The 25,312-nt window shown below is 67.2% G+C and carries 22 protein-coding genes; 9 read left to right on the top strand and 13 right to left on the bottom strand.

From position 1 onward, the window contains the following. Positions 1 to 30 precede the first annotated feature (30 nt). Positions 31 to 549: a c-type cytochrome gene (locus SriyCCGPB3_RS00940; protein ID WP_005407662.1), complete on the bottom strand. Its 519-nt coding sequence runs from the start codon at positions 547 to 549 to the stop codon at positions 31 to 33. A 205-nt stretch (positions 550 to 754) separates the two neighbouring features. Beyond that, positions 755 to 1,363 carry a TetR/AcrR family transcriptional regulator gene (locus SriyCCGPB3_RS00935; protein WP_180846182.1) on the bottom strand — a complete coding sequence of 203 codons (609 nt, stop codon included), beginning with the start codon at positions 1,361 to 1,363 and terminating at the stop codon, positions 755 to 757. 160 nt (positions 1,364 to 1,523) lie between these two features. Between SriyCCGPB3_RS00935 and SriyCCGPB3_RS00930 the strand changes: the two genes are divergently transcribed. The 3 genes from SriyCCGPB3_RS00930 to SriyCCGPB3_RS00920 are packed head-to-tail and all read left to right on the top strand — an operon-like array spanning position 1,524 to position 6,317. Continuing rightward, positions 1,524 to 2,687 carry an isovaleryl-CoA dehydrogenase gene (locus tag SriyCCGPB3_RS00930; RefSeq protein ID WP_014645571.1) on the top strand — a complete coding sequence of 388 codons (1,164 nt, stop codon included), beginning with the start codon at positions 1,524 to 1,526 and terminating at the stop codon, positions 2,685 to 2,687. Positions 2,688 to 2,697: 10 nt separating this feature from the next. Beyond that, positions 2,698 to 4,308, top strand: a complete 1,611-nt coding sequence (locus SriyCCGPB3_RS00925; RefSeq protein WP_350259744.1) for a carboxyl transferase domain-containing protein — start codon at positions 2,698 to 2,700, stop codon at positions 4,306 to 4,308. A 26-nt stretch (positions 4,309 to 4,334) separates the two neighbouring features. Then, positions 4,335 to 6,317, top strand: coding sequence for an acetyl/propionyl/methylcrotonyl-CoA carboxylase subunit alpha (locus tag SriyCCGPB3_RS00920; protein WP_350259743.1), 1,983 nt, complete (start codon positions 4,335 to 4,337; stop codon positions 6,315 to 6,317). Between the two features lie 39 nt (positions 6,318 to 6,356). Here the strand turns inward: SriyCCGPB3_RS00920 and SriyCCGPB3_RS00915 are convergent, their stop codons facing one another. Next, positions 6,357 to 7,514, bottom strand: a complete 1,158-nt coding sequence (locus SriyCCGPB3_RS00915) for a putative peptide maturation dehydrogenase (protein ID WP_350259742.1) — start codon at positions 7,512 to 7,514, stop codon at positions 6,357 to 6,359. A gap of 126 nt (positions 7,515 to 7,640) precedes the next feature. Here SriyCCGPB3_RS00915 and SriyCCGPB3_RS00910 point away from each other — a divergent pair, with 126 nt between their 5' ends. Then, the gene (locus SriyCCGPB3_RS00910) at positions 7,641 to 7,925 is read left to right on the top strand and encodes an NHLP-related RiPP peptide (RefSeq protein WP_110710739.1); all 285 of its coding nucleotides are present in this window, start codon (positions 7,641 to 7,643) and stop codon (positions 7,923 to 7,925) included. Positions 7,926 to 7,935: 10 nt separating this feature from the next. On the opposite strand, the gene SriyCCGPB3_RS00905 is transcribed toward SriyCCGPB3_RS00910, so the two are convergent. From SriyCCGPB3_RS00905 to aceB, 4 genes are all read right to left on the bottom strand, one after another. Then, positions 7,936 to 10,404, bottom strand: a complete 2,469-nt coding sequence (locus SriyCCGPB3_RS00905; protein WP_350259741.1) for a putative peptide modification system cyclase — start codon at positions 10,402 to 10,404, stop codon at positions 7,936 to 7,938. 16 nt (positions 10,405 to 10,420) lie between these two features. Next, a complete protein-coding gene (locus SriyCCGPB3_RS00900) occupies positions 10,421 to 11,461 on the bottom strand; it encodes a GGDEF domain-containing protein (protein WP_110710737.1) in 1,041 nt (346 codons plus the stop codon). A gap of 417 nt (positions 11,462 to 11,878) precedes the next feature. Next, positions 11,879 to 13,180, bottom strand: coding sequence for an isocitrate lyase (gene aceA / locus SriyCCGPB3_RS00895; protein WP_004153647.1), 1,302 nt, complete (start codon positions 13,178 to 13,180; stop codon positions 11,879 to 11,881). 64 nt (positions 13,181 to 13,244) lie between these two features. Then, positions 13,245 to 14,867, bottom strand: a complete 1,623-nt coding sequence (gene aceB / locus SriyCCGPB3_RS00890) for a malate synthase A (RefSeq protein ID WP_110710736.1) — start codon at positions 14,865 to 14,867, stop codon at positions 13,245 to 13,247. Between the two features lie 109 nt (positions 14,868 to 14,976). On the opposite strand from aceB, the gene SriyCCGPB3_RS00885 reads away from it, so the two are divergent. Next, positions 14,977 to 15,945, top strand: a complete 969-nt coding sequence (locus tag SriyCCGPB3_RS00885; RefSeq protein WP_012509737.1) for a LysR family transcriptional regulator — start codon at positions 14,977 to 14,979, stop codon at positions 15,943 to 15,945. 275 nt (positions 15,946 to 16,220) lie between these two features. Beyond that, on the top strand, positions 16,221 to 17,129 hold the full coding sequence (locus tag SriyCCGPB3_RS00880; protein WP_032956221.1) for a LysR family transcriptional regulator: 909 nt from the start codon (positions 16,221 to 16,223) through the stop codon (positions 17,127 to 17,129). A gap of 82 nt (positions 17,130 to 17,211) precedes the next feature. Here the strand turns inward: SriyCCGPB3_RS00880 and SriyCCGPB3_RS00875 are convergent, their stop codons facing one another. Together SriyCCGPB3_RS00875 and lepB are read right to left on the bottom strand one after the other, a co-directional pair. Then, entirely contained in the window at positions 17,212 to 18,468 is a 1,257-nt protein-coding gene (locus SriyCCGPB3_RS00875; RefSeq protein ID WP_153856727.1) for an MFS transporter, read from the bottom strand. A 124-nt stretch (positions 18,469 to 18,592) separates the two neighbouring features. Then, complete coding sequence (gene lepB, locus SriyCCGPB3_RS00870; protein ID WP_014035578.1) at positions 18,593 to 19,219, bottom strand: signal peptidase I; 627 nt, start codon at positions 19,217 to 19,219, stop codon at positions 18,593 to 18,595. 182 nt (positions 19,220 to 19,401) lie between these two features. On the opposite strand from lepB, the gene SriyCCGPB3_RS00865 reads away from it, so the two are divergent. Both SriyCCGPB3_RS00865 and SriyCCGPB3_RS00860 read left to right on the top strand, forming a co-directional pair. Continuing rightward, positions 19,402 to 19,803, top strand: a complete 402-nt coding sequence (locus SriyCCGPB3_RS00865) for a hypothetical protein (protein WP_110710732.1) — start codon at positions 19,402 to 19,404, stop codon at positions 19,801 to 19,803. Between the two features lie 3 nt (positions 19,804 to 19,806). Beyond that, positions 19,807 to 20,253: a 3-dehydroquinate dehydratase gene (locus tag SriyCCGPB3_RS00860; RefSeq protein ID WP_004153636.1), complete on the top strand. Its 447-nt coding sequence runs from the start codon at positions 19,807 to 19,809 to the stop codon at positions 20,251 to 20,253. Between the two features lie 183 nt (positions 20,254 to 20,436). Here SriyCCGPB3_RS00860 and dcp read toward each other — a convergent pair whose 3' ends face one another. The 3 genes from dcp to arfB form a co-directional block, all read right to left on the bottom strand. Further along, the gene (dcp, locus tag SriyCCGPB3_RS00855; protein WP_153856726.1) at positions 20,437 to 22,593 is read right to left on the bottom strand and encodes a peptidyl-dipeptidase Dcp; all 2,157 of its coding nucleotides are present in this window, start codon (positions 22,591 to 22,593) and stop codon (positions 20,437 to 20,439) included. A 111-nt stretch (positions 22,594 to 22,704) separates the two neighbouring features. Then, positions 22,705 to 23,307 (bottom strand): lysophospholipid acyltransferase family protein, encoded by a 603-nt coding sequence (locus SriyCCGPB3_RS00850; protein ID WP_014035575.1) that lies wholly within the window; start codon positions 23,305 to 23,307, stop codon positions 22,705 to 22,707. Between the two features lie 4 nt (positions 23,308 to 23,311). Beyond that, a complete protein-coding gene (gene arfB, locus SriyCCGPB3_RS00845) occupies positions 23,312 to 23,743 on the bottom strand; it encodes an alternative ribosome rescue aminoacyl-tRNA hydrolase ArfB (protein WP_153856725.1) in 432 nt (143 codons plus the stop codon). A 133-nt stretch (positions 23,744 to 23,876) separates the two neighbouring features. Between arfB and SriyCCGPB3_RS00840 the strand changes: the two genes are divergently transcribed. Further along, entirely contained in the window at positions 23,877 to 24,404 is a 528-nt protein-coding gene (locus SriyCCGPB3_RS00840; protein ID WP_010487093.1) for a DUF2059 domain-containing protein, read from the top strand. A 75-nt stretch (positions 24,405 to 24,479) separates the two neighbouring features. Here the strand turns inward: SriyCCGPB3_RS00840 and SriyCCGPB3_RS00835 are convergent, their stop codons facing one another. Then, entirely contained in the window at positions 24,480 to 25,247 is a 768-nt protein-coding gene (locus tag SriyCCGPB3_RS00835) for a pseudouridine synthase (protein WP_433963282.1), read from the bottom strand. Positions 25,248 to 25,312 lie beyond the last annotated feature (65 nt).

Genomic DNA, 25,312 nt, shown 5'->3' with positions numbered 1-25,312 from the left:
TGGTTGCCGGCCAGCGGCCGGCACTACCGGTTATTTCAGGTTACCCAGCATCCAGTCCACGGTGGCGTGGATCTGTTCCTCGGTCAGGGCCGGGTTGCCACCCTTGGGCGGCATGATGCCGCCATCCGGGCCGGTATAGCCCTCGATGGCGTGCTTGTAGAGGGTGTCCTTGCCCTGTGCGATGCGCTTGTCCCAGTGCGAATGGTCCAGCGTCGGCGCCATGCCCACACCGGTGGTGTGGCAGGCGGTGCACAGGTTGTCGAAGATGACCTTGCCGTCCTTGGTGCCGCCGTAGGCCACCTGCGAGGCGGCCTTGGCCAGCGCGGCGGCCTTGGCCGCAGCCTGCGCGGCGGCGCCGGTGCTGCCGGCATAGACCGCGCCGGTGGGCGAGATGCGCTGTTCGGTGCGCTTGGCCGCGGTCGGCGACACCTCGGGCGGAATCCGGGTGTGGATGTAGGCGGCTAGGAGGATGAGGCCGAGGGTGATGGTCGCCAGCAGCGCGATCACCATGGAGAAGCGTTTCAGGAACTCCAGATCGTAATTCCGCACTCTTCGTTACCCCTGGCTGATAGTCGTTGGACCACGGCTGAGCGACTGCGTGATGGACCGAGTATAGAACGCGCTTTGCGTGCGACAACAGGCGTCACTGCTGGTGCGGCGCAACATGCCTACCCGGTAGAGCCGGCCGCTGGCCGGCATCGCCATCCCGCCGGATGGATCGTGCAGAAGCCGGCCAGCGGCCGGCGCTACCGAATTACCGGGCGCCGATCGCGCGCAGGCAGAAGCTGCAGATCGCATCCACCAGCGCGCCTTCGTCGCGGTGCGCTTCGCGGCTGGGCGCGGTCGGGCCGACCATTGCTTCGGTGAAGGCGCCGACCAGGCACGCGGCCGTGGCGTGCGCGTCCTGCGCCGGCAGCTCACCGGCGGCCACGCCCTCCTCCACCAGCCGCAGGAACACGTCGCCGAAGGCGCGACGACCGCGCATGCGCTCGGCTTCCACGTCCGGGTCGACCGGTTCGACGATGAAGGCATGCGCCAGCCCCGGCCCGGCCAGGGCGCGGCGGACGAAGGCGGTGATCGCCAGCCGCAGGCGCTCGCTGGCCACCTCCGGGCCGCTGGCGATGCGTTCCATGATCGCGACCTCGTGGGCCACTGCGGCGTTGAGCACCTCCACGAACAGCTCGGCCTTGGACGGGAAATGGCGATAGATCAGGCCGGTGGATACCCCCGCCTGGGTCGCCACGGCGGTCACCGGGGCGTTGCGCCAGCCGCCGGTAGCGACCAGCTCGCGGGTGGCCAGCAGGATCCGTTCACGGGCGCCCGCCAGGCGTTCTTCCATCAATGCAGAGCGTTTATAGGCCATGTTCTGATTCTAGTTTCAATTTTTGAATTCGTATTCACTTCTTACCCGAACCCCGCTACGCTGGGGCCCATCGCCCGTGCGGGTCGCGGTCCTGCAGACCGCCGCCCGCTCCCCCGCCGGGTGCGTCCATTTCCTGCCATCCCGCCGTGGAGCCACCACAATGCACGTGCCATCCCTGAACTTCGATCTTGGCGAAGACATCGACCTGCTGCGCCAGAGCGTGGCCCATTTTGCCGCCGCCGAGGTCGCGCCGCTGGCCGCCGAGGCCGATGCCAGCAACCAGTTCCCGCTGGCCCTGTGGCCGAAGCTGGGCGAGCAGGGCCTGCTCGGCCTCACCGTGGAGGAAGAATACGGTGGTACCGGCATGGGCTACCTGGCCCACGTGGTGGCGATGGAAGAGATCTCGCGTGCCTCCGGCGGCATCGGCCTGTCCTATGGCGCGCACTCCAACCTGTGCGTGAACCAGCTGCGCAAGAACGGCAACGAAGAACAGAAGCAGCGCTTCCTGCCCGGCCTGTGCAACGGCAGCCTGGTCGGCGCGCTGGCGATGAGCGAGCCGGGTGCCGGTTCGGACGTGGTGTCGATGAAGCTGCGCGCCGACAAGCGCGGCGACCGCTACGTGCTCAACGGCAACAAGATGTGGATCACCAACGGCCCTGACGCCGACGTGCTGGTGGTCTATGCCAAGACCGACATGGAGGCCGGCGCCAAGGGCATCACCGCGTTCCTGGTCGAGAAGGGCATGAAGGGCTTCTCCACCGCGCAGAAGCTGGACAAGCTGGGCATGCGCTCTTCGCCCACCTGCGAGCTGGTGTTCCAGGACTGCGAGATTCCCGAAGAAAACGTGCTGGGCCAGGTCGGTGGTGGCGTGCGCGTGTTGATGTCCGGCCTGGATTACGAGCGCGTGGTGCTGTCCGGTGGCCCGCTGGGCCTGATGGCCGCGGCCATGGACGTGGTCATGCCCTATGTGCACGAGCGCCACCAGTTCGGCGAACCGATCGGCAGCTTCCAGCTGATCCAGGCCAAGATCGCCGACATGTACGTGGGCCTGGGCGCGTGCCGCGCCTATGTGTATGCCGTGGCGCGCGCCTGCGACCAGGGCCGCACCACCCGCCAGGACGCCGCCGGTGCGATCCTGTACGCCGCCGAGAAGGCCACCTGGCTGACCGGCCAGGCGATCCAGATCCTGGGCGGCAACGGCTACATCAACGAATACCCGACCGGCCGTTTGTGGCGCGACGCCAAGCTGTATGAAATCGGCGCCGGCACTTCGGAGATCCGCCGCATGCTGATCGGCCGCGAATTGTTCCAGCGCACCCTGTAAGGCCACCGCGATGACCGTCCTGAACAGCCAGCTGCAACCGGGCAGCGAAACGTTTGAAAGCAACCGCACGGCCATGCAGGCCGTGGTCGATGACCTGCATGCCACCCTCGCCCGCACCGCGCTGGGCGGCAGCGAGGCCGCGCGTGCCAAGCACACCGCGCGCGGCAAGCTGCTGGTGCGCGACCGCATCGACGCCCTGCTCGACCCGGGCAGCGCCTTCCTGGAAATCGCGCCGCTGGCCGCGCATGGCATGTATGAAGACGCCGTGCCCGCCGCCGGGGTGGTGGCCGGCATCGGCCGCGTGAGCGGGGTGGAATGCGTGATCGTGGCCAACGACGCCACGGTCAAGGGCGGCACCTACTACCCGATGACGGTGAAGAAGCACCTGCGCGCGCAGGAGATCGCCGAGCAGAACCACCTGCCGTGCATCTACCTGGTCGATTCCGGTGGCGCGTTCCTGCCGCTGCAGGACGAAGTCTTCCCCGACCGCGACCATTTCGGCCGCATTTTCTACAACCAGGCCAACCTGTCGGCGCAGGGCATTCCGCAGATCGCCTGCGTGATGGGCAGCTGCACCGCCGGTGGCGCCTATGTGCCGGCGATGAGCGACGAGACCGTGATCGTGCGCGAGCAGGGCACGATCTTCCTCGGTGGCCCGCCGCTGGTGAAGGCGGCCACCGGTGAAGTGGTGACGGCCGAGGAACTCGGCGGCGCCGATGTGCACACGCGCATTTCCGGCGTGGCCGACCACATGGCCGACAACGATCTGCAGGCGTTGGCACGGGTGCGCGCGATCATCGCGCAGCTGAACTGGCGCAAGCCGGAACCGGCGATGGCGATGCAGGCCAGCGAAGAACCACTGCTGCCCGCACACGAACTGTACGGGGTGATCCCGGCCGATACGCGCAAGCCCTACGACGTGCGCGAGGTCATCGCGCGGCTGGTCGATGGCTCGCGTTTCGATGAATTCAAGCCGCGCTACGGCGCAACGCTGGTGACCGGCTTCGCCCATCTGAACGGCTACCCGATCGGCATCATCGCCAACAACGGCATCCTGTTCTCCGAGTCGGCATTGAAGGGCGCGCACTTCATCGAACTGTGCACCCAACGCAACATCCCCCTGGTGTTCCTGCAGAACATCACCGGCTTCATGGTCGGCCGCAAGTACGAACAGGGCGGCATCGCCAAGGACGGGGCCAAGCTGGTGATGGCGGTGGCCTGCGCCAAGGTGCCGAAGTTCACCGTGGTCATCGGTGGCTCGTTCGGTGCCGGCAACTACGGCATGTGCGGCCGCGCGTACTCGCCGAACTTCCTGTGGATGTGGCCGAACGCACGCATCGGCGTGATGGGCGGCGAGCAGGCCGCCAGCGTGCTGGCCACGGTCAAGCGCGATGGCATCGAAGCCAAGGGCGGCCAGTGGCCGGCAGCGGAAGAGGATGCGTTCAAGGCGCCGATCCGCGAGCAGTTCGAGCAGCAGGGCCATCCGTACTACGCCAGCGCGCGCCTGTGGGATGACGGCGTGATCGATCCGGCCGACACCCGCCGGGTGCTGGCCCTGGCGCTGTCGGCCAGCCTCAACGCCGCCCCGCAGCAGACGCGCTTCGGCGTGTTCCGCATGTAACCCGTGCCATGACCGAGCCTGTTGCCATGTTCACCAAAGTCCTGATCGCCAACCGCGGCGAGATCGCCTGCCGCGTCATCGCCACCTGCCGCCGCCTCGGCATCGCCACCGTGGCGGTGTATTCCGATGCCGACCGCAACGCGCGCCACGTGCGCTTGGCCGACGAAGCCATCCACATTGGACCTGCCGCCGCGCGTGAGAGCTACCTGCGCAGCGATGCCCTGCTCGACGCCGCACGCCTGACCGGCGCGCAGGCGATCCACCCCGGCTACGGCTTCCTGTCCGAGAATGCCGACTTCGCCGATGCCTGCGCGGCGGCCGGCATCACCTTCATCGGCCCGCCGGCCAGCGCCATCCGCGCGATGGGCGACAAGAGCGCGGCCAAGGCGCTGATGGCCAAGGCCGGTGTACCGCTGACCCCGGGCTACCACGGCGACCAGCAGGCGCCGGACTTCCTGCGCGCACAGGCCGACGGCATCGGCTACCCGGTGCTGATCAAGGCCAGCGCCGGCGGCGGTGGCAAGGGCATGCGCAGGGTCGAGCGCAGCGAGGACTTCGTCGATGCACTGGCCAGCTGCCAGCGCGAGGCGGCCTCGGCGTTCGGCAACGACCACGTGCTGGTCGAGAAGTATGTCGAGCGCCCGCGCCATATCGAGATCCAGGTGTTCGGCGACCGCCACGGTGAGGCGGTCTACCTGTTCGAGCGCGACTGCTCGGTGCAGCGCCGCCACCAGAAGGTGCTGGAAGAAGCACCCGCCCCGGGCATGAGCGCAGAACGTCGTGCTGCAATGGGCAAGGCGGCGGTCGATGCCGCGCGCGCGGTGGGCTACGTCGGTGCCGGCACGGTGGAGTTCATCGCCGGCCCGGACGGCGATTTCTACTTCATGGAAATGAATACCCGCCTGCAGGTCGAGCACCCAGTGACCGAGTACATCACCGGCACCGACCTGGTGGAGTGGCAGCTGCGCGTGGCCTCGGGCCAGCCGCTGCCACTGCGCCAGGAACAGCTGGCCATCCACGGCCACGCCATCGAAGCGCGCCTGTACGCCGAAGATGCCGACCGGGGCTTCCTGCCCTCCACCGGCACCCTGCGCCGCCTGCGCCTGCCGACGCCGTCGGCCCATGTGCGCGTGGATACCGGCGTGGAGGAAGGCGACAGCATCACGCCGTACTACGATCCGATGATTGCCAAGCTGATCGTCTGGGACGTGGACCGCGACGCCGCACTGCGCCGCATGAGCCAGGCCCTGGCCGACTGCCAGGTGGTGGGCGTGACCACCAATGCCGGCTTCCTGCGCCGGCTGGTGAACACCGATTCGTTCGCGCACGCCAAGCTGGATACCGCGCTGATCGAGCGCGAGCAGGTCGCGTTGAATGCGGTGGGCGACACAGATGATGCCCTGTGGCAGCTGGCTGCGGTGGCTGCGGTTGCAAGCACGGGCGGCGCCAGCACCGACGCGCGAGATCCGCATTCGCCGTGGCAGGCCCAGAACGGCTGGCGCCTTGGCGCATCGGCACCGCGCGTGCTGCCGCTGCAGCAGGGCGAACGCAAGCACACGCTGCAGGTATGGGTGCAGGCCGATGGCTGGCGCGTGCAGTGCGATGCTGCTGCGCCGGCCACGGTGCTCGGCAGTGCCAAGGGCAGCAGCCTGTCAGTGCAGCTGGACGGCCGCCGCTGGCAGCTGCAGCTGCTGCGCGAAGGCGACCAGCTGTATCTGTTCGGTGCCGATGGCCAGCACCGTTTCATCCTGCACGACCCGGTGGGCGAATCGGACCACGCCGTGGCCGACGCGGGCAGCCTGCTGGCGCCGATGCCGGGCAAGATCGTCGCGACACTGGTCGCGGCCGGCACCGAGGTCAAGCGCGGCACGCCGCTGGTGGTGCTGGAAGCGATGAAGATGGAGCACACCCTGCAGGCACCGGCAGACGGCACGGTGAAGGGCTACCGCGCCAAGGCCGGCGACCAGGTGGGTGACGGTGCGGTGCTGGTGGACTTCGAAGCGACCTGATGAAGTGGCAGTGGCGTGCTGGCAACGGCGCGCCACGCCTCAACCCGGCCAGACCCGCTGCAGTGGATCAAACTCGCTGGTGGTCTGGTCCGCTGCCCGCCACCCCAATCCACACATCATTACCGGACTGGCGTCGATGCCATCCAGGCCCAGCAGGGCTTCGATATCCACTTCATTGATGGCAGCGGTGACGTAGGCCGCCAGCCCAAGTTCGGTGGCAGACAACATCCACTGCTGTGACAGGTGGCCTGCATCCAGCAGCACTGCCCGATAGGCCTTGGGATGGTTGCGATACTTCCAGAAGCTTCGCGGGAACCGCGCAACCTGGATGATGTGCAGTGGCGCAGCCGCGAACCAGTCCTGTCCAGCCAGCAGCGTCAGCACGCTGCCGCGAAGACCGGTGCCATCCACCGGCAGCGGCCGCAAGGTGTGTTCCAGCGCGTGATAGTGATAGACACCTGCGGCAAGGCCATCGACGTCCACGGCGATGACATAGGTTTCCAGCGGATGCAGGCCTCCACCGGAAGGAACATGCTTCTTCAGAAAGGCCATGTCTTCGCCGGGCTCCACCACGGCGTGCGCCTTCACCGTCCGCTTGAACACCTGGGCGAGCATGCGCAACGGCAATGATCGTGCGGTATCGAAGTTGCGGCAGGTCGCGCGCCTCGCAAGGAGCAGATCACGCGGCTCGTCTTCTGGCAGGGGCAGTGCCAGCGGCTCGGTGGCGGGGGGCATCACGGCTGGTGGTGGAGGACCGAATCTACGTCGCAGGTCCTGCGCCGTGACAAGTTTCTCTTCGCGCATCTGCTGCGCGCTGTCGATGCCGTTCCAGCGCCCCAGCCGATGGGCCAGCGCCGACAGCGGCCACCAGCTGGCATCGCGTACACGCTGGTCTCGCTGGCGGTGCCCAGCGTAGGCTGCGCCGTCACTGATCAGCAGACCACTGTGCAGCAACCGGTCGAGATCGGCTTCGCCAATGTTGCTGTGCGCCGCGTCGACCCAGGCGTCGGGCACGATACGGCCCAACAGCTCCACGTCGCCAGCCTCCACCCTGAGCGGCGCATCAAGGTGCGCGGCCAGCGCGTACCACTGCATCGTGGTGCCCAGGCCGGCCTCTCCCTTGAGCAGCAGGTCAAGGTCCAGCGCCACTTCCGCACGGGGCTCGAACATCACGATGGAGCAACGTCTGATCTGCATGGAGGCATCGGTGTGGAGCGGGACGCGCAGGATGCCATGCATCGCCCCAGGGCGCGCTGAGGCTAAACTTTCCCTGCAACAGGCCGAAACAAGAGAACCCTACCTGCAACGGCCAGCGCGATCACCATGAGTACTTCCGACAAGACCCTGCTTACGGCTGCACAAGCCGCCCAGGTACTGTCGCTGCTGCAGAGCGATGACGGCTTCCGCAGTGCCTTCGCCGCTTCTCCCAGCCTTGCGCTGCAGGGTCTGGGCATTGCTCCCAATGCCGATGGCTCGATGTGCGCTCCAGTGGACGCGCTGGCCAGCAAGGAAGCCTTTGCCGCTACTGCCGAGGCCCTGAACCAGCACCTGCAGTCCTGTGGCGCCTTCGTCCTGCCGCACTTCTTCGAAGCCGGCGCCGACAGCTGATGCTGCGCTGTCAGTCCGCGCCCAGCGGTGCGCGGCTGTCACGGACATTGAGCGCCTGCAGGATGTAATTGCCGGAATCCTCGGCATAGGCACGACCGCGATGCGCGGCCAGCCAGCGTGCTTCTGCAGCGGCCGCCGCGGAATCTCCCGAGGCATGCCTTGCATCGCGCAGCGCCACGTGCAACTGGTACAACTCCGTGCCGTCGGCCCACGGCAGCAGGCGCTCGACGGCCGCGACCGCCTGCCCGGCATGCAACTCGCGGGTGGCTTCGATGATGTCCAGCAACTGGCGCGAGCGTGGGTCGCTCCTGAGGTCGATCGCGCGACGCGCCAAGCGCAGCTGGGGCGTCACGTCCACGCCTTCGCGCTGAGCCAGGCGAATCAGGCCCAGAACCATGAACTGCCGGGTGTGCAGATTGCCGCTGGGCTGCTGGCGCAGGTCGGCCAACGCCTCTCCAATCCGCTTGCGGCTCGCTGCGGGATCCGACCGCTCTCCTGCCATGCCGGCAATGCTGGCGCGCCAGGCCGACGCCAGCCGGCAAAGGGCCGGCTCATTGCACTGCGCCTGCAGTGATCGGGCAACCTCTTCGGCCTTGTCCAGCTCACCGAGATCGACCAGCACCGCTGCCTGCTGCATGCGGGCGCCGAAATCATCGGCCGACACGCCCGCCAGCTGGGCACGTGCAGCGCTCCAGTCTCCGAGTACGGCCATCGCCGTAGCTAGGTTGGCACTGGTTCTCCAGCCTCCGACATCACCGGCCATGCGGAAATCCGCAACCGCACCGTTGGTGTTGCCCGCAGCCAGCTTCAACCGTCCTGAGAAATCCAGCGTGTGGCTGCGGGCCCATGCCTGCGGAACCCGCGCCGGCTGCACCACGGTCACCGCCTCGGCGTAGCGCCCCATTCCGGACAACGCCAGCGCCCGATTGACATATCCACCGTGGTAGTCGGGATACAGGTCGGTCAACAGCTTCCAGCGTCGGGCGATGTCAGCCTCCGGCAGATCGCTGGCCTGCCCTGCCCATCCGTCCAGGTACAGTGCATCGCGCGGCGTCAGTCGCGCCCGCAATGCCTGCGCACGCGCATGGGCATCCAGTGCCATGCGACTTTCACCGCGCATCCAGTGGATGCGCATGATTGCCACATGGGCCATCGCAAAGTCCGGGTCGACCTTCACCGCCTGCGCGAGAAAGCCCAGCGCCTCATCGGTCTGGCGCCGGTCCAGCGCCCTGATGCCTGCGGCGTAAGCACGCAGCGCGTCCAGGCTGGACGTCGCCACCTGCGGCAGATTCACCGAATGTCGATCAATCTCCATACCGCCTTCGCCAAGACGCTCGCGCAGACGCCCCACCACTTCATCGGTGGATGCCAGAAGCGAGTCCAGGCCTTTGCCATCGACATGCACGGTGTAGACGGTGGCCGCGGTCGACGGATCGATCACATCGACCGCCACCCGCAGGCGGCCATGCACCTCCAGGACCGAAGGCGCCAGCACCGCGCGTGCACCATCACGCTGGGCCACCTCGCTGGCAACCCCCCGGTCCAGCCCGGCCCCAGGACTGATCAGCATGCGCTGCATGGTGTCGCGCACCTTCAGGTCACTCAGCACGTTCACATATCGCGACTGCTCCAGGCTGATGCGGAACGCCTGGTTGATCGACTCGCTCAGCAGAGGATCGCCAGTCAGGTTGCGCGGCTCCGCGATCACCACCCAGTCGCGTTCGGCAAAGGCGATGGCCGGTTGTGGACGAGTCAGCAACCACAAGCCCATTGCGCAGGCTGCCACCAGCGTTACCTGCGCCGCCATCGCCATCGGGCGACGCCAGAACGGGACATCCGGCCTGGCCTTGTCACTCGCACGCGGCCGTCGCAGCGCGGCCTTGCCGACCGCCGAGACGCCGATCACCTCCATCGGCTGCGCCACACCACGGAAGCGCCAGCGGCCGAATGACTTCCAGTACAACCGGTCGGCCGGCTCGCCAAGCTGGGAGGCTGCACGCCGGACCAGCGATTCGGCCGCTGCCGACAACAGCAGTTGGCCCGGTCGTGCCAGCTGCATGAGGCGCGCCGCCATCGGCTTCGCCAGACCTTCCACCTCTACGGCCTTGGACCCCAACGCAACGGACTCAGCGCTGTTGTTCCACAGAATCACCTCACCCACGTGCAACCCGGCCCGCGCCTGCAACCGGAGATCACGCGACTGCCCCAGCGGCTGCAGCCCACGCTGGTAATCCAGGGCGAACCCAAGCGCATCAATCGGGCGCTCGAACAGCATGAACAATCCATCGGAACGGTCGATCAACTGGCCGTTCCAGCGCTGCTGCAGCGCCAATACCAGCCGGTCGTGTTCCTGGAACAGTTCGGCGGCGGCGACATCGCCAATACGTTCAACCAGCAGCAGGGAGTCGCACAGATCCGTGAACAACAGCGCGCGCAGTTGCTGGTTGTGCGGCGTCGACGTTCCGTTGTCGCCATTCATCGCCTGACTCTCCCGATCAAGGTGTATCCGCTGCATCCACCCAGCGCAGGCAGTTGCCGCCATCGCGCTTGGCCTGGTACAGCGCGCGGTCCGCGCTGGCATACCACTCGCTCCAGCCGGCCTCCGGCGCCAGCAGGCTGGCACCGATGCTGACCAGGCTGACGTGCGGCGTACCGTGGCTGCGCTCGAGCAGGCCATGCACCGCGCTGAGGATGAACTCGGCCGCGTGCTGCACGATCTCGTGGTTGCCACGGCGCAGGATCAGGCAGAACTCATCGCCGCCGAGCCGGCAGGCCAGATCCTGCTCACCGGCCATCGAGCGCAGGATGTTGCCCATGCTCTGCAGCACGCGGTCACCGGCCTGGTGGCCATGGCGGTCGTTGATCTGCTTGAAGCGGTCGCAGTCGATCAGCAGCAGTGCCTGCGGCAACCCATCGCCGTCGGCACGGCATTCCTGCAGGTACAGCGTAAGGCCGCGGCGGTTGTGCAGCCCGGTCAGCTCATCGGTGCGCACCAGCTCGCGGGTGTGGGTCAGCTGATGGGTGGTGATGTACAGGTTGTCCAGCGCGGTTTCCAGATCATGGTTGCGCCGGCGCAGCTGGCTGATCAGCGCCTGCTCGTTGGTCAGCACGCGCATGATCGTGCGGCGCAGGAAATAGGCGACCAGGCCAGGATCGGATTCGACCAGGCGATGGAAGTCGGCCGGGCCCAGCTCGAGCACTTCGCAGTCGGCCAGCGCGCGGGCACTGGCGCTGCGCAGGTGGTCGCCGACCAGCAGGCCAAGCTCACCGAAGAACTCATGCTGGCCGAGGGTCTTGATCACCAGGTCTTCGCCGAAGTCCAGTTCGATCTGGCCTTCGAGGATCACGTACATCCGTTCGCCGCGATGGCCACGCTGGAACAACCACTGTCCGGCATGAAGCTTGCATGGACGGGCATATCTGGCGAACAATGCGACCTCGGCAGCGGACAGCAGCGCGTGCACGATCTCGGCCATCGCCACCCGGGCGATACCTGACGTCACATCACTGTTCTCGGCCGCACCCCTGCCGGTCATTCCCTGCACCCGCCGCCAGCGTCCCCTGGTGAGCCGCGGAGCATAGCACCGCTTTAAAGTGTGCGCCCTATCTCATTTTGAGCCTTCGGACCCACTTCTCTGATGTGAAGATGCGTGGTGACCCGTTCTGGGCATGCCTGTCCGCACAAAAGTCCTGCTGGATCAATCCGATGGCCATCTTCACGGGCTTTCGGCCAAGTTGCAGGGCCTGGGGGTGCGCCGGATTGACGCTGCCCGCGTTCACGGCTGTTCCATCGATACAACAACGCCGGCAGGTCCCCCGACCGGCCGGCGTTGTCTGGCCCTTCCCTGGCCACCCTGATCGCTCTATGGCCCGGTAGTGCCGGCCGCTGGCCGGCAACCACGTGGACTCCGGGAACATCGACGGGTTGCCGGCCAGCGGCCGGCACTACCGCATCACGCCGCGCGTTCGCTGCGCCCGCCGTGGAACTGCTCTTCCTCGGTCGAGCCGGTCAGCGCAGTGGTCGACGACTGGCCCTGCTGGATCGCCTGGGTCACGGCATCGAAGTAGCCGGTACCGACCTCGCGCTGGTGCTTGACCGCAGTGAAGCCGCGCTCTGCCGCCTCGAACTCGGCTTCCTGCAACTCGACGAACGCGCTCATCTGGCGGCGCGCGTAGCCGTGGGCCAGATTGAACATGCCGTAGTTCAGCGCATGGAAGCCGGCCAGGGTGATGAACTGGAACTTGTAGCCGTAGCTGCCCAGCTCGCGCTGGAACTTGGCAATGGTGGCGTCGTCCAGGTTCTTCTTCCAGTTGAAGCTGGGCGAGCAGTTGTAGGCCAGCAGCTTGCCCGGGAACTTGGCATGGATCGCCTCGGCGAACTTGCGTGCGAACTCCAGGTCCGGCTTGCCGGTCTCGCACCACACCAGGTCGGCATAAGGCGCGTAGGCCAGGCCACGGCTGATCGCCTGGTCCAGGCCGTTGCGGGTCTTGTAGAAGCCTTCCACCGTGCGTTCGCCGGTGGCGAACGGCTTGTCATTGCCATCGATGTCGCTGGTCAGCAGATCCGCGGCTTCGGCATCGGTACGTGCCACCAGCAGGGTCGGCACGCCCAGCACGTCGGCGGCCAGCCGCGCGGCGTTGAGCTTCTCGATCGCCTCGCGGGTCGGCACCAGCACCTTGCCGCCCATGTGGCCGCACTTCTTCACCGAGGCCAGCTGGTCTTCGAAATGCACGCCGGCGGCACCGGCCTCGATCATCGCCTTCATCAGTTCGAACGCATTGAGCACGCCGCCGAAGCCGGCTTCGGCATCGGCCACGATCGGCTGCAGGAAGTCGATGTCGTCCTTGCCTTCGGCGTGGTGCAGCTGGTCGGCGCGCAGCAGCGTGTTGTTGATGCGCTTGACCACCGCCGGCACCGAATCGGCCGGGTACAGCGACTGGTCCGGGTACATCTGCCCAGCCAGGTTGGCGTCGGCCGCCACCTGCCAACCGGACAGGTAGATCGCCTTCAGGCCCGCCTTGACCTGCTGCATGGCCTGGTTGCCGGTCAATGCACCGAGCGCGTTGACGAACTCGCGCTCATGCAGCGACGCCCACAGCTTCTCTGCGCCCAGGCGGGCCAGCGAATGCTCGATGTGGACGGTGCCGCGCAGGCGCACCACGTCGGCGGCGCTGTAGTTGCGCTGGATGCCTTCCCAACGCGGGTTGGTGTCCCAGTCGTGCTGGATCTGTTCGGCAGTGGGCAGCTTGCTCATGTCTTTCTCCAGTTCGGTTCGTGCGTGCAGCGGGGAGGGAAATGGCGGGAAACGCGGGCGGCGATCAGTCGATGCGCGCGTAGGCCGGCAGGGTCAGGAAATCGGTCAGTTCTTCGCTGCGGCTCAGTTCGCCGAGCAGGGTGATGGCCTCGCCGATGCGTGCACCACCGGGCAGCGCGGCGGTATCGCCCAGCCGTGCCGGCAGCTGCGAGAGGGTGGAATCCAGCAACGCCAGATCGATCGCAGTGCCATCGTCCAGCTGCTGGCCCGGCGTATGCAGCCACTGCCACAGCTGGCTGCGGCTGATCTCGGCGGTGGCCGCGTCCTCCATCAGGTGGTGGATCGGCACGCAGCCGTTGCCATCCAGCCACGCCGCCAGATAGCGCACGCAGACTTCCACGTTGCCTTCGAAGCCGGCGCGGGTGATGGTGCCGGGCGGCCGCGCGATCAGTTCGTCGCGGCCCACGCGCACATCCTGGCGCAGCACGCTGTGCTGGTTCGCACCGGGCATGTGTTCGTCGAAGATCGCCATCGCCACCGGAATCAGCGCCGGGTGCGCCACCCAGGTACCGTCGTGGCCGGCGGTGACCTCGCGCAGCTTGTCAGCGCGCACGCGGGCCATCGCCTGCTCGTTGGCGGCGGCATCGTTGTTGATCGGAATCTGCGCGGCCATGCCGCCCATCGCATGCGCACCGCGGCGGTGGCAGGTCTGGATCAGCAGCTCCGAGTACGCCTTCAGGAACGGCTGGGTCATGGTCACCTGGCCGCGTTCGGGCAGCACGCGGTCGGCGTGGCGGCGGAAGGTCTTCAGGTACGAAAAGATGTAGTCCCAGCGCCCGCAGTTCAGGCCGACGATGCGGTCACGCAGCGCGTGCAGGATCTCGTCCATCTCGAACACCGCCGGCAGCGTTTCGATCAGTACCGTCACCTTGATCTGGCCGTGCGGCAGGCCGAGCATGCCCTCGATGTGCGACAGCGCGGTTTCCCACAGCGCTGCCTCTTCCATGCTCTGCAGCTTGGGCAGGTAGAAGTACGGGCCACGGTCCTTCGCCTGCAGGGTGCGGGCGTTGTGGAAGGCGAACACCGCTGCGTCGAACAGGCCACCGGCAATGAACTGGCCATCGATGCGCACGTGCTTCTCGTCCAGGTGCCAGCCACGCGGGCGCACGATCAGCACCGCCTGCTCGTCGTAGGGGCGCAGGGCGTAGTGCTTTCCATTGGGTGCGGTGTATTCGAGATCGCCACGCACCGCGGCGGCCAGCGACTGCTGCCCGGCCAGCAGGTTGCGCCAGGTCGGCGAGGTCGAATCCTCGAAGTCGGCCATGAACACCTTGGCGCCGGAGTTCAGCGCATTGATGACCATCTTCGGGTCGGTCGGGCCGGTGATCTCGACGCGGCGGTCCTGCAGCGCGGTCGGCAGCGGCGCAACGCGCCAGTCGCCGCTGCGGATCGCGGTGGTGTCTCCGCGGAAGTCCGGCAGGCCGCCCTGGTCGAAGAATGCCTGGCGCTCGCGGCGTGCCTGCAGCCGTGCCTGCCGGCCCGGTTCCACCGCACGGTGCAGCGACACCAGCAGGGCCAGCAGCGGCGCCGGCAGCAGGGTGTCCTGGCCGGCCACGCGGGTCGCCAGGGCGATGCCGGGGGTGGCCTTGCTGGCGGGGGTGGGAACAGCGGAAGCGACGGCGGACATGGGCGACTCCAGCAGTGGGGGAACGCCTCCACGGTGCCGCCGGGGCCGAGTATTTGGCAAAACAGTTTTTGCAATGTTCTACATAAATTGTGCTAATACTTGTGACGCGATGACCACACGCCCCCCGCCAAGTCCGCGTTTTTCCTACAAATCCGACCGGCTGAAGCCATTGCGCGCGTTCTGCCAGACCGTGCGCCTGGGCTCGGTCTCACGGGCGGCTGAGGCACTTTTCGTCAGCCAGCCGGCCATCAGCCTGCAGCTGCAGGCGCTGGAGCGTGAACTGGGGGTGCCGTTGTTCGAGCGCAGCGGGCGCCGCCTGGTGCCCAGCCGCGAGGGTCAGCTGCTGTACGAAATGGCACAGCCGCTGGTGGAGAACCTGGACGGGCTGGAGGCGCGGTTCCGCGACAAGGTGCGCGGCCTGGACGCGGGCGAGCTGAACATCGCCGCCAACAGCTCGACCATCCTCTACCTGCTGCCGAAGATCGTCGAACGCTTCCGCCTGCATCATCCGGACGTGCGCCTGACCCTGCACAACGCGATCAGCGCCGATGGCACCGACCTGCTGCGCGAGGACGCCGCCGACCTGGCGATCGGCTCGATGACCGATGTGCCGGCCGACCTCAGCTACGCCCCGGCCTACCGCTTCGAGCAGGTGCTGATCGCGCCGCACGACCATCCGCTGGCCAGTGGCGGCGAGCTGGAACTGGCCGACATCGCGCGCTATCCGCTGGTGCTGCCGCCGAAGCGGCAGATCACCTACCGCCTGGTGGACCAGGTCTTCCAGCGCCACCGCATCGCCTACACCGTGGCGCTGGAGGTGGGCGGCTGGGAGGTGATCAAGCAGTACGTGGCGATGGGCATGGGCATTTCCATCGTGCCGGCGCTGTGCCTGAACGAGGCCGACCGCGAGCGGTTGGCGGCGCGGTCGATGAAGCGCTGGTTCCCGGAACGCAGTTACGGGGTGATCGTGCGGCGTGGCAAGGCGTTGTCGGCGCAGGCGCGGGCGTTCATCGAGCTGATCCAGCCGGAGTTGTTCAGCCCGCGCGATTACGACCAGAGCGGGCATTCGGAGCGGTGAGGGATGTTCGGCAGGGCTGCGCCCTGCACCTGCCGAATCAACGTCAACGTCAACGTCAAAAGCGGGCATTCCGTGGAATGGCGGGGTGGATCCGGTTGCGGGGGACGCTGCAAGTACGTCCATGTAAGCTCGGTCGCCGCATCCATGCGGCTCACGCCCCCGCAACCGGACCCACCCCGCCTTCGACAGTTGGCCGCGATCTGTCGGGGTCGGATCCCGTTGCTGCGCAACGGGCTCTGACCCCATTTCCGGCTGGCGATGAATAAACTGGCCCCATGTCCATCGAACTCCGCCATCTGCGCTACTTCCTCGCCGTTGCCGATACGCTGCACTTCGGCCAGGCGGCGGAGCGGTTGGGTATGTCGCAGCCGCCGCTCAGCCAGCAGATCCGCCAGCTGGAAGATCTGATCGGTGCGCGGCTGTTCGTGCGCAGTCATCGTCGTGTGCAGCTGACGCCTGCCGGTGAGCTGCTGCAGGAACGTGCACGCGCCATCGTGCAGCAGGTGGAAACGGCGGTGGACGAGGTGCAGCGCGCGCAGCGCGGCGAGCAGGGTGAGCTGCGCATCGGGCTGACCCGCGCCACGCCGCTGTCGCCACAGATTCCGCGTTCGATCCTGCGCTACCGCCAGCAGTACCCGCAGGTGCGGCTGCAGCTGAGCGAGATGAACACCCTGCAGCAGATCGATGCACTGCTCGATGGCAGCCTGGACGTGGGCATCATCCGCAAGCGCGCGTTGCCGCCGGAACTGGTGGCGCACAGCCTGTTCGTCGATCCGTTGGCGTTGATCGTGCATGCCGATCACCCTGCCCTGCGCAGACTGTCGAAACAGGGCACGCTGTCGCTGCGCGACTTCGCGCAGGAGCCGTTCGTAGCATTCCGGCGCAGTGCCGGTGCGGGCATCCATGACCACATGATCGCGTTGTGTGCGGCGGCGGGCTTCACCCCGCGTATCGTGCAGGAGGCCGGTGAGGCGTCAACGCTGATCAGTCTGGCCGCTGCTGGCCTGGGTGCGGCGATCCTGCCGTCGTCCTGCGATCACATCCGGGTGGAAGGCGCACGCTTCGTGGCGCTGGCCGATGCCGGTGCGCATTCGGAGGTGCAGCTGGCGTGGCACCGCGAGGGTGTGACGCCGCTGATCCGCAACTTCGCCGGGCTGTTGCGTGAGGCGTTCGCGGAAGGGTGAGGTGCAACCCACCCGGTAGCGGCCAACCTTGGTTGGCCCACGGCCACAGCGCCGACCAAGGTCGGCATCTACCAGAGCAGGTTCACGCCGTCACCGGCTGCGGGGCGCGCTGCTGCAGCGCCCAGACGATGCCACCGCCGATCAGGGTCAGCACGGCGGCGAACAGGCACACACCCAGCCAGTCCCACGCTGCATAGGCCAGGCCGCCCACACCACCGAGCACGCTCGAACCCAGGTAGTAGGCGAACAGGTACAGCGCCGAGGCTTCGGCGCGCATCGCGCCGGCGCGGCTGCCGACCCAGCTGCTGGCCACCGAGTGACCGCCGAAGAAGCCGAACGTCACCAGCGCGATACCGAGTGCCATCGTGCTCAGCCACGGCATCGCCAACAGCACGATGCCGGCACCAATCAGTGCGAACGAGATCGACAGGATGCGACCGCGCCCGTAACGCGTGGCCTGCTGGCCCATCCATGCCGAACTGAAGGTGCCCACCAGGTACACGCTGAAGATCAGGCCGACCACGGTCTGGCTGAGGCGGTACGGCGGTGCCAGCAGGTGGTAACCCAGGTAGTTGTAGAGAGTGACGAACACGCCCATCAGCACGAAGGACGTGGCGAACAGCCACGGCAGGCCCGGGTCGGCGAACAGCGTGCGCCAGCGTGATGGCAACTGGCGCAGGCCGCCACGACGCGCCTGGAAATGCCGCGACGGCGGCAATTGCAACCACAACAGCACGGTACTGGCCACGGCGATGATCGAGACGACGCCGATGCCCCACCGCCAGCCCCAGTGGTCGGCGATGATGCCGGCCAGCAGGCGCCCGCTCATGCCACCGATGGCGTTGCCGCCGATGTACAGGCCCATCGCCAGGCCCAACGCGCGGCTGTCCATTTCCTCGACAAGGTAGGTCATCGCCACTGCCGGCACGCCGCTCAGCGCCAGACCGAGCAGCGTGCGCAGCACCAGCAGCGTGGTCCAGTCATCCACCAGCGCCGTGCATAGCGACAGCGTGGCCGAGGCCAGCAGCGCGGCGATCATCATCGGGCGACGGCCGACCGCATCGGACAGCAGGCCGGCCAACAGCATCGCCACCGCCAGCGTGCCGGTGGTCAGCGACAACGACATCGCGCTGCCGGCGGCGGACACGCCGAAGTGACGGCTGAACTCCGGCAGCAGCGGCTGCACGGTGTACAGCAGGCCGAAGGTGGAAAAGCCGGCCAGGAACAGCGCCAGCGCGGTGCGGCGGAAGGCCGGCGTGCCCTGCTGGATGCGGGTCTCGGCGATGGGATCGACAGTGGGGGGGCGGCGTTCGAGGGCCGCCGCGGTTTCGCCAGTCATGGGATCGATGGGCCGGTGGGGGCGGCCGGGCGTGGGAGGGAACGGGCCTCAGACTAGGCCCGTCCATCCAGTCGATCCATAACCTGATAGGTCAGGATTGATATGCAGGAAGTATCAATTCAGCTTACAGGCGCTGCCACTCGAAACCGTCGCCACGACGGTAGTACACCGCCACGGCGCGGCCGTAGAGCTTGTCGGCGTCGACGAAGCCGAAGAAACGACCGTCGAAGCTGTTGCCGCGGTGGTCACCCAGCACCAGCACCTTGCCGGCCGGCACCACCAGATCGGCGATGTCCGGACCGCCGCCCATGTCCAGGTCGAGGCGGGCACGGCGCTCGCCGAAGGCTTCCACGTCCTGCAGGTCGGCGATCTGCAGCGGCTGGCCGTTGATGCTCAGATGGCCCTCGCGCATCTGCACATGGTCACCGGCCACCGCCGCCACGCGCTTGATCAGGCGGGTGCCGTCGGCCGGTGAATCGAACACCGCCACTTCACCGCGCTGCGGAACGCCGGTCGACATCAGTTCCTTGCCGGTGAACGGCAGGCGCAGGCCATAGGCGCGCATGTCCACCACCACCCGGTCGCCGGGCTGCAGGGTCGGCTGCATCGAGCCGCTGGGCACCACGTAGTGGTTGGCGAGGGTATCGCGGGCGGCGGCGAGCAGGCCGAGCATCACCAGCAGCGGCAATGCTTCCTTCTTCAGCCAGGCCAGCGCGCGTTCGGAAAAGGGAGGGCGGGCAACAGCATCCATGACAGGCTCCGGGTAGGTGATAGCGGTATCAGACCACACGCAGGCGCCGCAGGTTCCCGGTAGCGCCGGACACGGGTTACGCAGGTTTTACGCCCCGGCGCGGCAGCGGGCATCGCACCTTTACGGGCAGCACGCGCATCGTGTGCCCACCGCGCCACAGGGCGCATTCCGCAAGGTGTTGTATGACCCTCCTGGTGATCCGCCACGCGTCTCCGTCGGCGCCGCGCCCGCAGCTGCCGGCGCAGCTGAGCGGCCATCGCGTGCTGTGCAGCGACTGCGCCAGCCTGTCCGAAGTGCGCCAGTGCCTGTGCCAGCCGCAGGCGCGCTCGGCCGACTGGGTACTGCTGGATGTCGGCGCCGCCGACGAGGCGCAATGGCAGGCCGAAGGTGGCGCGCTGCAGGCGGCGCTGGAACGGCTGCCGGCGCAGTACATCGAGCTGCAGGCCCCCAGCGAACCCGGCCTGGATTCGCGCCTGCGCCTGCAGCATGGTCCTGCCGCGGTAGTGGTCGACCAGCGCAGCCAGCAGGCCGGTTACCCGTTGTCGCTGGCCATTGTCGGCCGCCGCCTGGCACAGGAGGGCTGAGCCATGTCGATCTTCATCATCCGTGGCCCGGAAGCAGCCGGTGCATTGATCCGCACGGCGATGCCGCTGCCGGCGCCGGTACTGAAATCGCTGGTGCACCGCGCGATCGACGCCGGTACCAGTGTGGCGATCCGTGCCTGCGGTTCGGAACAGGAACTGCTGGACGCGCTGCGCGTGGCCGACCACAGCCGCGGCGAGGTGACCCTGCTGGACCCAGGTGCGTGTGCCAACAGCCTGCGCCTGCAGCGCCTGCTGCCGTACCTGCACAACGCCTATGTGGAAGTGCATGACGACGGCGCAGTGGCCGAGCCGTGCCTGCCGGCCGGCGTCGGCCAGCGCTTGGGTATCGCCGCCGGCTACGGTGCACAGAGCTATGTGCTGGCGCTGGACATCGCGCTGGATCACCTGGGGTTGGCCGAACAGGCGAACCGCGTGCACGTGGGGACGTAACGCTGTTTGTAGCGTCGAGCCATGCTCGACTGGTTTTTCATCGAAAGGCAGCCGAGCATGGCTCGGCTCTACAAGGGCGGGAATCGCAGCCGAGCGTGGGCTCGGCTCTACAGAAGAACGTCGAGCATGGCTCGACGCCACAGAAAGAAAAACGGCGGGGTTGCCCCCGCCGTTTTCGTTTTCTTATTTCAGCCCGCGGAACTTCAGCAGCGGTTCCACCGACGGGTCCTTGCCGCGGAAATCGCGGTACAGGGTCGACAGCTCCACACTGTTGCCGCGCGAGAGGATCTTGTCGCGGAACTCCTGGCCATTGGCCGCGGTCAGGCCACCGTGTTCGGTGAACCACTGGTAGGCGTCATGGTCCAGCACTTCGGCCCAGAAGTAGGCGTAGTAACCGGCCGAGTAACCGCCACCCCAGATGTGGTCGAAGTAGGTGGTGCGGTAACGCGGCGGCACCTGCGGCAGGTCGACCTTGAACTTCTTCAGCGCGCTGGCTTCAAAGGCGCCGACATCCTGCAGCGGCGCATCGGCCTTCTGCGTGTGCCAGGCCAGGTCGAGCAGTGCGGCCGACAGGTACTCGGTGGTCGCATAACCCTGGTTGAAGCTGCGTGCCTTGAGGATCTTGTCGACCAGTTCCTGCGGCATCGCCTCGCCGGTCTTGTAGTGCTTGGCGTAGTTGGCGAACACCTTCGGATCCAGCGCCCAGTGCTCGTTGAACTGCGACGGGAACTCGACGAAATCACGCGAGGTGGCGGTGCCGGCGATCGACGGGTACTTCACGTTCGAGAACATGCCGTGCAGCGCATGACCGAACTCATGGAACATGGTGGTGACGTCGTCGAAGCTGATCAGCGCAGGCTGGCCGGCGGCCGGCTTGGTGAAGTTGCAGACGTTGTAGACCACCGGCTTGGCACCGGTCAGGCCATCCTGTTCGACGAACACGTCCATCCAGGCGCCGCCGGACTTGCTGTCACGCTTGAAGTAGTCGGTGTAGAACAGGGCCAGCGAGGTGCCGTCCTTGTCGAACACTTCGTACACCTTCATGTCCGGGTTGTAGGTCGGAATGTCGGTACGCGGCTTGAAGGTGATGCCGTACAGCTGGGTGGCGGCGTAGAAGACGCCGTTCTGCAGCACGTTGTCCAGTTCGAAGTACGGCTTGATCTGCGACTCGTCCAGATCGTACTTGGCCTTGCGCACCTGCTCGGCGTAGAAGTCCCAGTCCGAAGCGGCTACCTGGAACCCCCCCTTCTGCGCGTCGATCACCTTCTGGATCTCGCCGGCTTCGGCACGCGCCTTGGCGGTGGCAGCCGGCACGGTGTCGGTCAGTAGCTTGAGCGCGGCGGCCGGGGTCTTGGCCATCTGATCGCCCAGCTGGTAGTCGGCGAAGGTGTCAAAGCCGAGCAGCTTGGCCTTCTGCGCACGCAGCTGGGCCAGGCGCTGCACGGTCTGCCGGGTGTCATTTGCATCGCCGCGCTCGGCGCGGGTTTCCGAGGCCTTCAGCACGGCGGCGCGCTGGTCGCGGTCGCTCAGCGAGCCGAGTACCGGCTGCTGGGTGGTGTTCTGCAGCGGCAGCAGGAACTTGCCATCCAGCTTGCGCTCCTTGGCAGCCGCCGCAGCGTTGTTGATCGCGTCCTCGTCCAGCCCGGCCAGCTTGGCCTTGTCGTCGACGACGACGGCAGCAGCGGCGGTGGCGGCCACCAGGCGGGTATGGAACTGGGTGGAAAGGGTGGTCTCTTCCACGTTGAGCTTGCGCAGGGTCGCCTTGTCGGCGTCGGACAGCTGCGCACCGGCGCGCACCAGGCCATCGTAGTAGTGCTCGACCAGGCGCTTCTGCACCGGGTCCAGCTCCAGCGTGTCACGCTGGTCGTACAGCGACTTCACGCGCGCGAACAGCTTCGGATCGAGGTTGATCTCGTCCTGGTGCGCGGCCAGCTTCGGCGCCACTTCTTCCTGGATCTTCTGGCGCGCATCGTTGGTATCGGCCTGGACCAGGCCGAAGAAGATGCGCGACACGCGGTTCAGCGTCTCGCCGCTGCGCTCCATCGCCACGATGGTGTTGTCGAAGGTGGCCGGCTCACTGCTGTCGGCGATCTTGCGCACGTCGGCCAGGTGCTGGCGCATGCCTTCTTCGAACGCCGGCAGGTAGTCGCTGTCCTTGATCTTGTCGAACTGCGGTGCCTGGAACGGCAGCGTGCTCGCACTCAGCAGCGGATTGGTGGAGGCTTCGGCCGGCTGCTGGGCCGGGGTCTTCTGGGCTTCGGACACGGGGGTGGACTCCTTGCCGGAACAGGCCGCCAGCGCCAGGCTGATGGCGGCGGCCAGGACTACGGTACGCGACATGTGAAACGCTCCTTGGGCAGACGGTACGGGATACCAGCCCTCCACCCTACTCCTGTCGCGCTCGCCCGGCATGTGCCGGACGTGGCGTCTATGCGGCGGCCTGCGGCCGGCTCAGACCGTGCCGCGGGTCTTGCCGATCCACGGCCGGTAGAACTCGCGGATGGCGGCCATGTCGGCCACGTCGTCGCCGGTTGGCGTGAACAGCGGGCCGATGCCGATGGTCTTTTCCGGGTAGTGGAAATACGCGGCCAGGATCGGCACGTCGGCCATCCGGGCGATCTTCAGGAAGCCAGCCTTCCAGTCCTTCACGGCCTTGCGGGTGCCCTCGGGCGTGATGGCGAACCACATCTTCTCGTTGTTGCGCAGCAGGTCCACGGCCTGGCCGACAGTGCCCTGCGGCGAGCTGCGGTCCAGCGGGATCACGCCCAGCTTGTGCAGCAGCGGGCCCAGCGGCCACCAGAACAGCGAGGCCTTGCCCAGCACCTTCACCTTCATGCCCAGCGCGATCTTGGCCGCCATGCCCCACAGGCCGTCCCAGTTGGACGAGTGCGGAGCGATGATGAAGACCAGCCGGGGGATGTCAGGCAGGGTGCCGGTCACCTTCCAGCCACCCATGCGCAGGGTGCAGCGCGCCAGCCAGCGCAGGAAGGCGTTGGGTTTGACCTGCGGCATCTGCGGCGGCACGGCCGGCAGCAACGAAGTCGGGTTGTTCAAGCAATCACTCCCAGTCACGTGATGAGCGCCCGCGCTTGACCTGCGCGCGCCCGCGTTTGGCGTCCAGACGACGCAGTTTCGACCCGAGGGTCGGCTTGGTGGCCTTGCGCGGTTTGGGCACGCTCAGCCCGGCCTGGATGAAGGCCGCCAGCCGCTCGCGCGCATCCTCGCGATTGCGATCCTGGGTGCGGAAACGTTGCGCGTCGATGACCAGCACGCCTTCGCCGGTCATGCGCCGGTCACGCCGCGCCAGCAGGCGCGCGCGCAACGGTTCGGGCAACGAGGGCGAGTTGGCCACGTCGAAACGCAGTTCCACCGCGGTGGAGACCTTGTTGACGTTCTGGCCACCGGCGCCACTGGCACGCACGAACCGCTCGACGATCTCGCCGTCGGGGATTTCAAGCTGCGCGCTGATGGTGACCGGTCCACTGCCCATCCGCGCATTGTAGCGGCAGCCACGCACCGGAGTGCGGCATCGCGCCCCGTATGCCGCCGATCAGGTACCGAACACGCCGCCTTCGCCTTGGCTGCGGGTATGCTGGCCGTCCCATGTACCGCAGGAAGCCCGCATGACCCGCACCGCACCCGCCCTGCCGTCCCTGCTGCGCCGCGCCGCCCTGCTGCTGGCGCTGGCCGTGGCCAGCGTCCCGGCCCTGGCTGCGCCGCCGACCGATGGCGACATCAACCGCCTGCTGTCCGCCTCGCGCGCGCAGAGCATGATCGACACCATGCTGCCGCAGATCGAGGCGATGCAGCAGCAGCAGTTCCAGCAGGTGGCCGCGCAGCGCCAGCTCAACGCCCAGCAGCAGGAGCAGCTGAAGCGGATCCAGGCGCGGACCAGCCAGACCCTGCGCCAGGCCCTGTCCTGGCAGCAGCTGCGGCCGATGTACGTGGACCTGTACAAGAAGACCTTCAGCAAGGAAGACGTGCTGGCGATGGCCGAGTTCTACGAGAGCGCGGCCGGCCAGAGCCTGCTGGACAAGACCCCGGCGCTGATGCAGAACGTGATGGTAGCGATCCAGGCGCGCATGCAGCCGCTGTTCGCGGACCTGCAGAAGGATCTGGAAGCGATCGTCAACGAGCCGGAAAAGAAATGAGGTAGTGCCGGCCGCTGGCCGGCTCCCCATTACATCTGGAATCGCGCAGATGCCGGCCAGCGGCCGGCACGACCGTCAATCGGTATCCACCTGCCAACCAAACAGGTCCAGTGCCTTCTGGAACTCACGGTCCAGCGGCGCGCGCACGTCCACGGTGCCGCCTTCCGGATATGGGAATCGCAGGCGCTCGGCGTGCAGCAGCATGCGGTGCACGCCCTGCATGCGGAAGATGCGGTTGTGGCGACCATCGCCGTGGCTGGTGTCGCCGATCATGTGATGCGAGAGGTGCTTGAGGTGCCGGCGGATCTGCCGGAAGCGTCCGGTCTGCGGCTGGCAGCGCAGCAGTGCGTAGCGCGAGCTGGTGAATTCACCGACCGGCACCGACAGCTCGCCGGTGGCCAGGCGCTGGAAGTCGGTGATCGCCGGCTTTTTCACCGGCTTGCCCGGGCCGCCGTCCAGATCATGATCGACCTGCCAGGTGAGCTCGGCCGGCCAGCCCCGGCAGACCGTCAGGTAGTCCTTCAGCACTTCGCCGCCCATCAGGGCCTTGCCCAGCGCACTGGCGGTATCGCGGTCGAAGGCCAGCAGCAGGCAGCCACTGGTGGCCCGGTCCAGGCGATGCACGAGGAAGATCGGGCGGCCCAGCTGCTCGCGCAGGCGGTCGGCCAGGAAGTCGTCTTCGCCACGGGCCAGCTTGCTGTCGTGGACCATCAGCCCGGCAGGCTTGTTGACCACGGCCAGGCGTTCATCCAGGTGCAGCAGCTGCAGGGGCGCGGTGTCGGTCTCGACCGCGGCGAGGGTATCGGGTTCGGTGCTCACGGCAGGATTATCGGGGCTGGGCATTGAATGGGGTAGAGCCGGCCGCTGGCCGGCTGCCTCCGGGCAGTCGGATGGCTGCGGTTGCCGGC

It is taken from the genome of Stenotrophomonas riyadhensis, from assembly GCF_040256885.1.
GTDB classification, from domain to species: Bacteria; Pseudomonadota; Gammaproteobacteria; order Xanthomonadales; family Xanthomonadaceae; genus Stenotrophomonas; species Stenotrophomonas riyadhensis.
The sequence above is the reverse complement of the archived record's forward strand: the minus strand, read 5'-3'. Positions and strand labels throughout refer to the sequence as shown.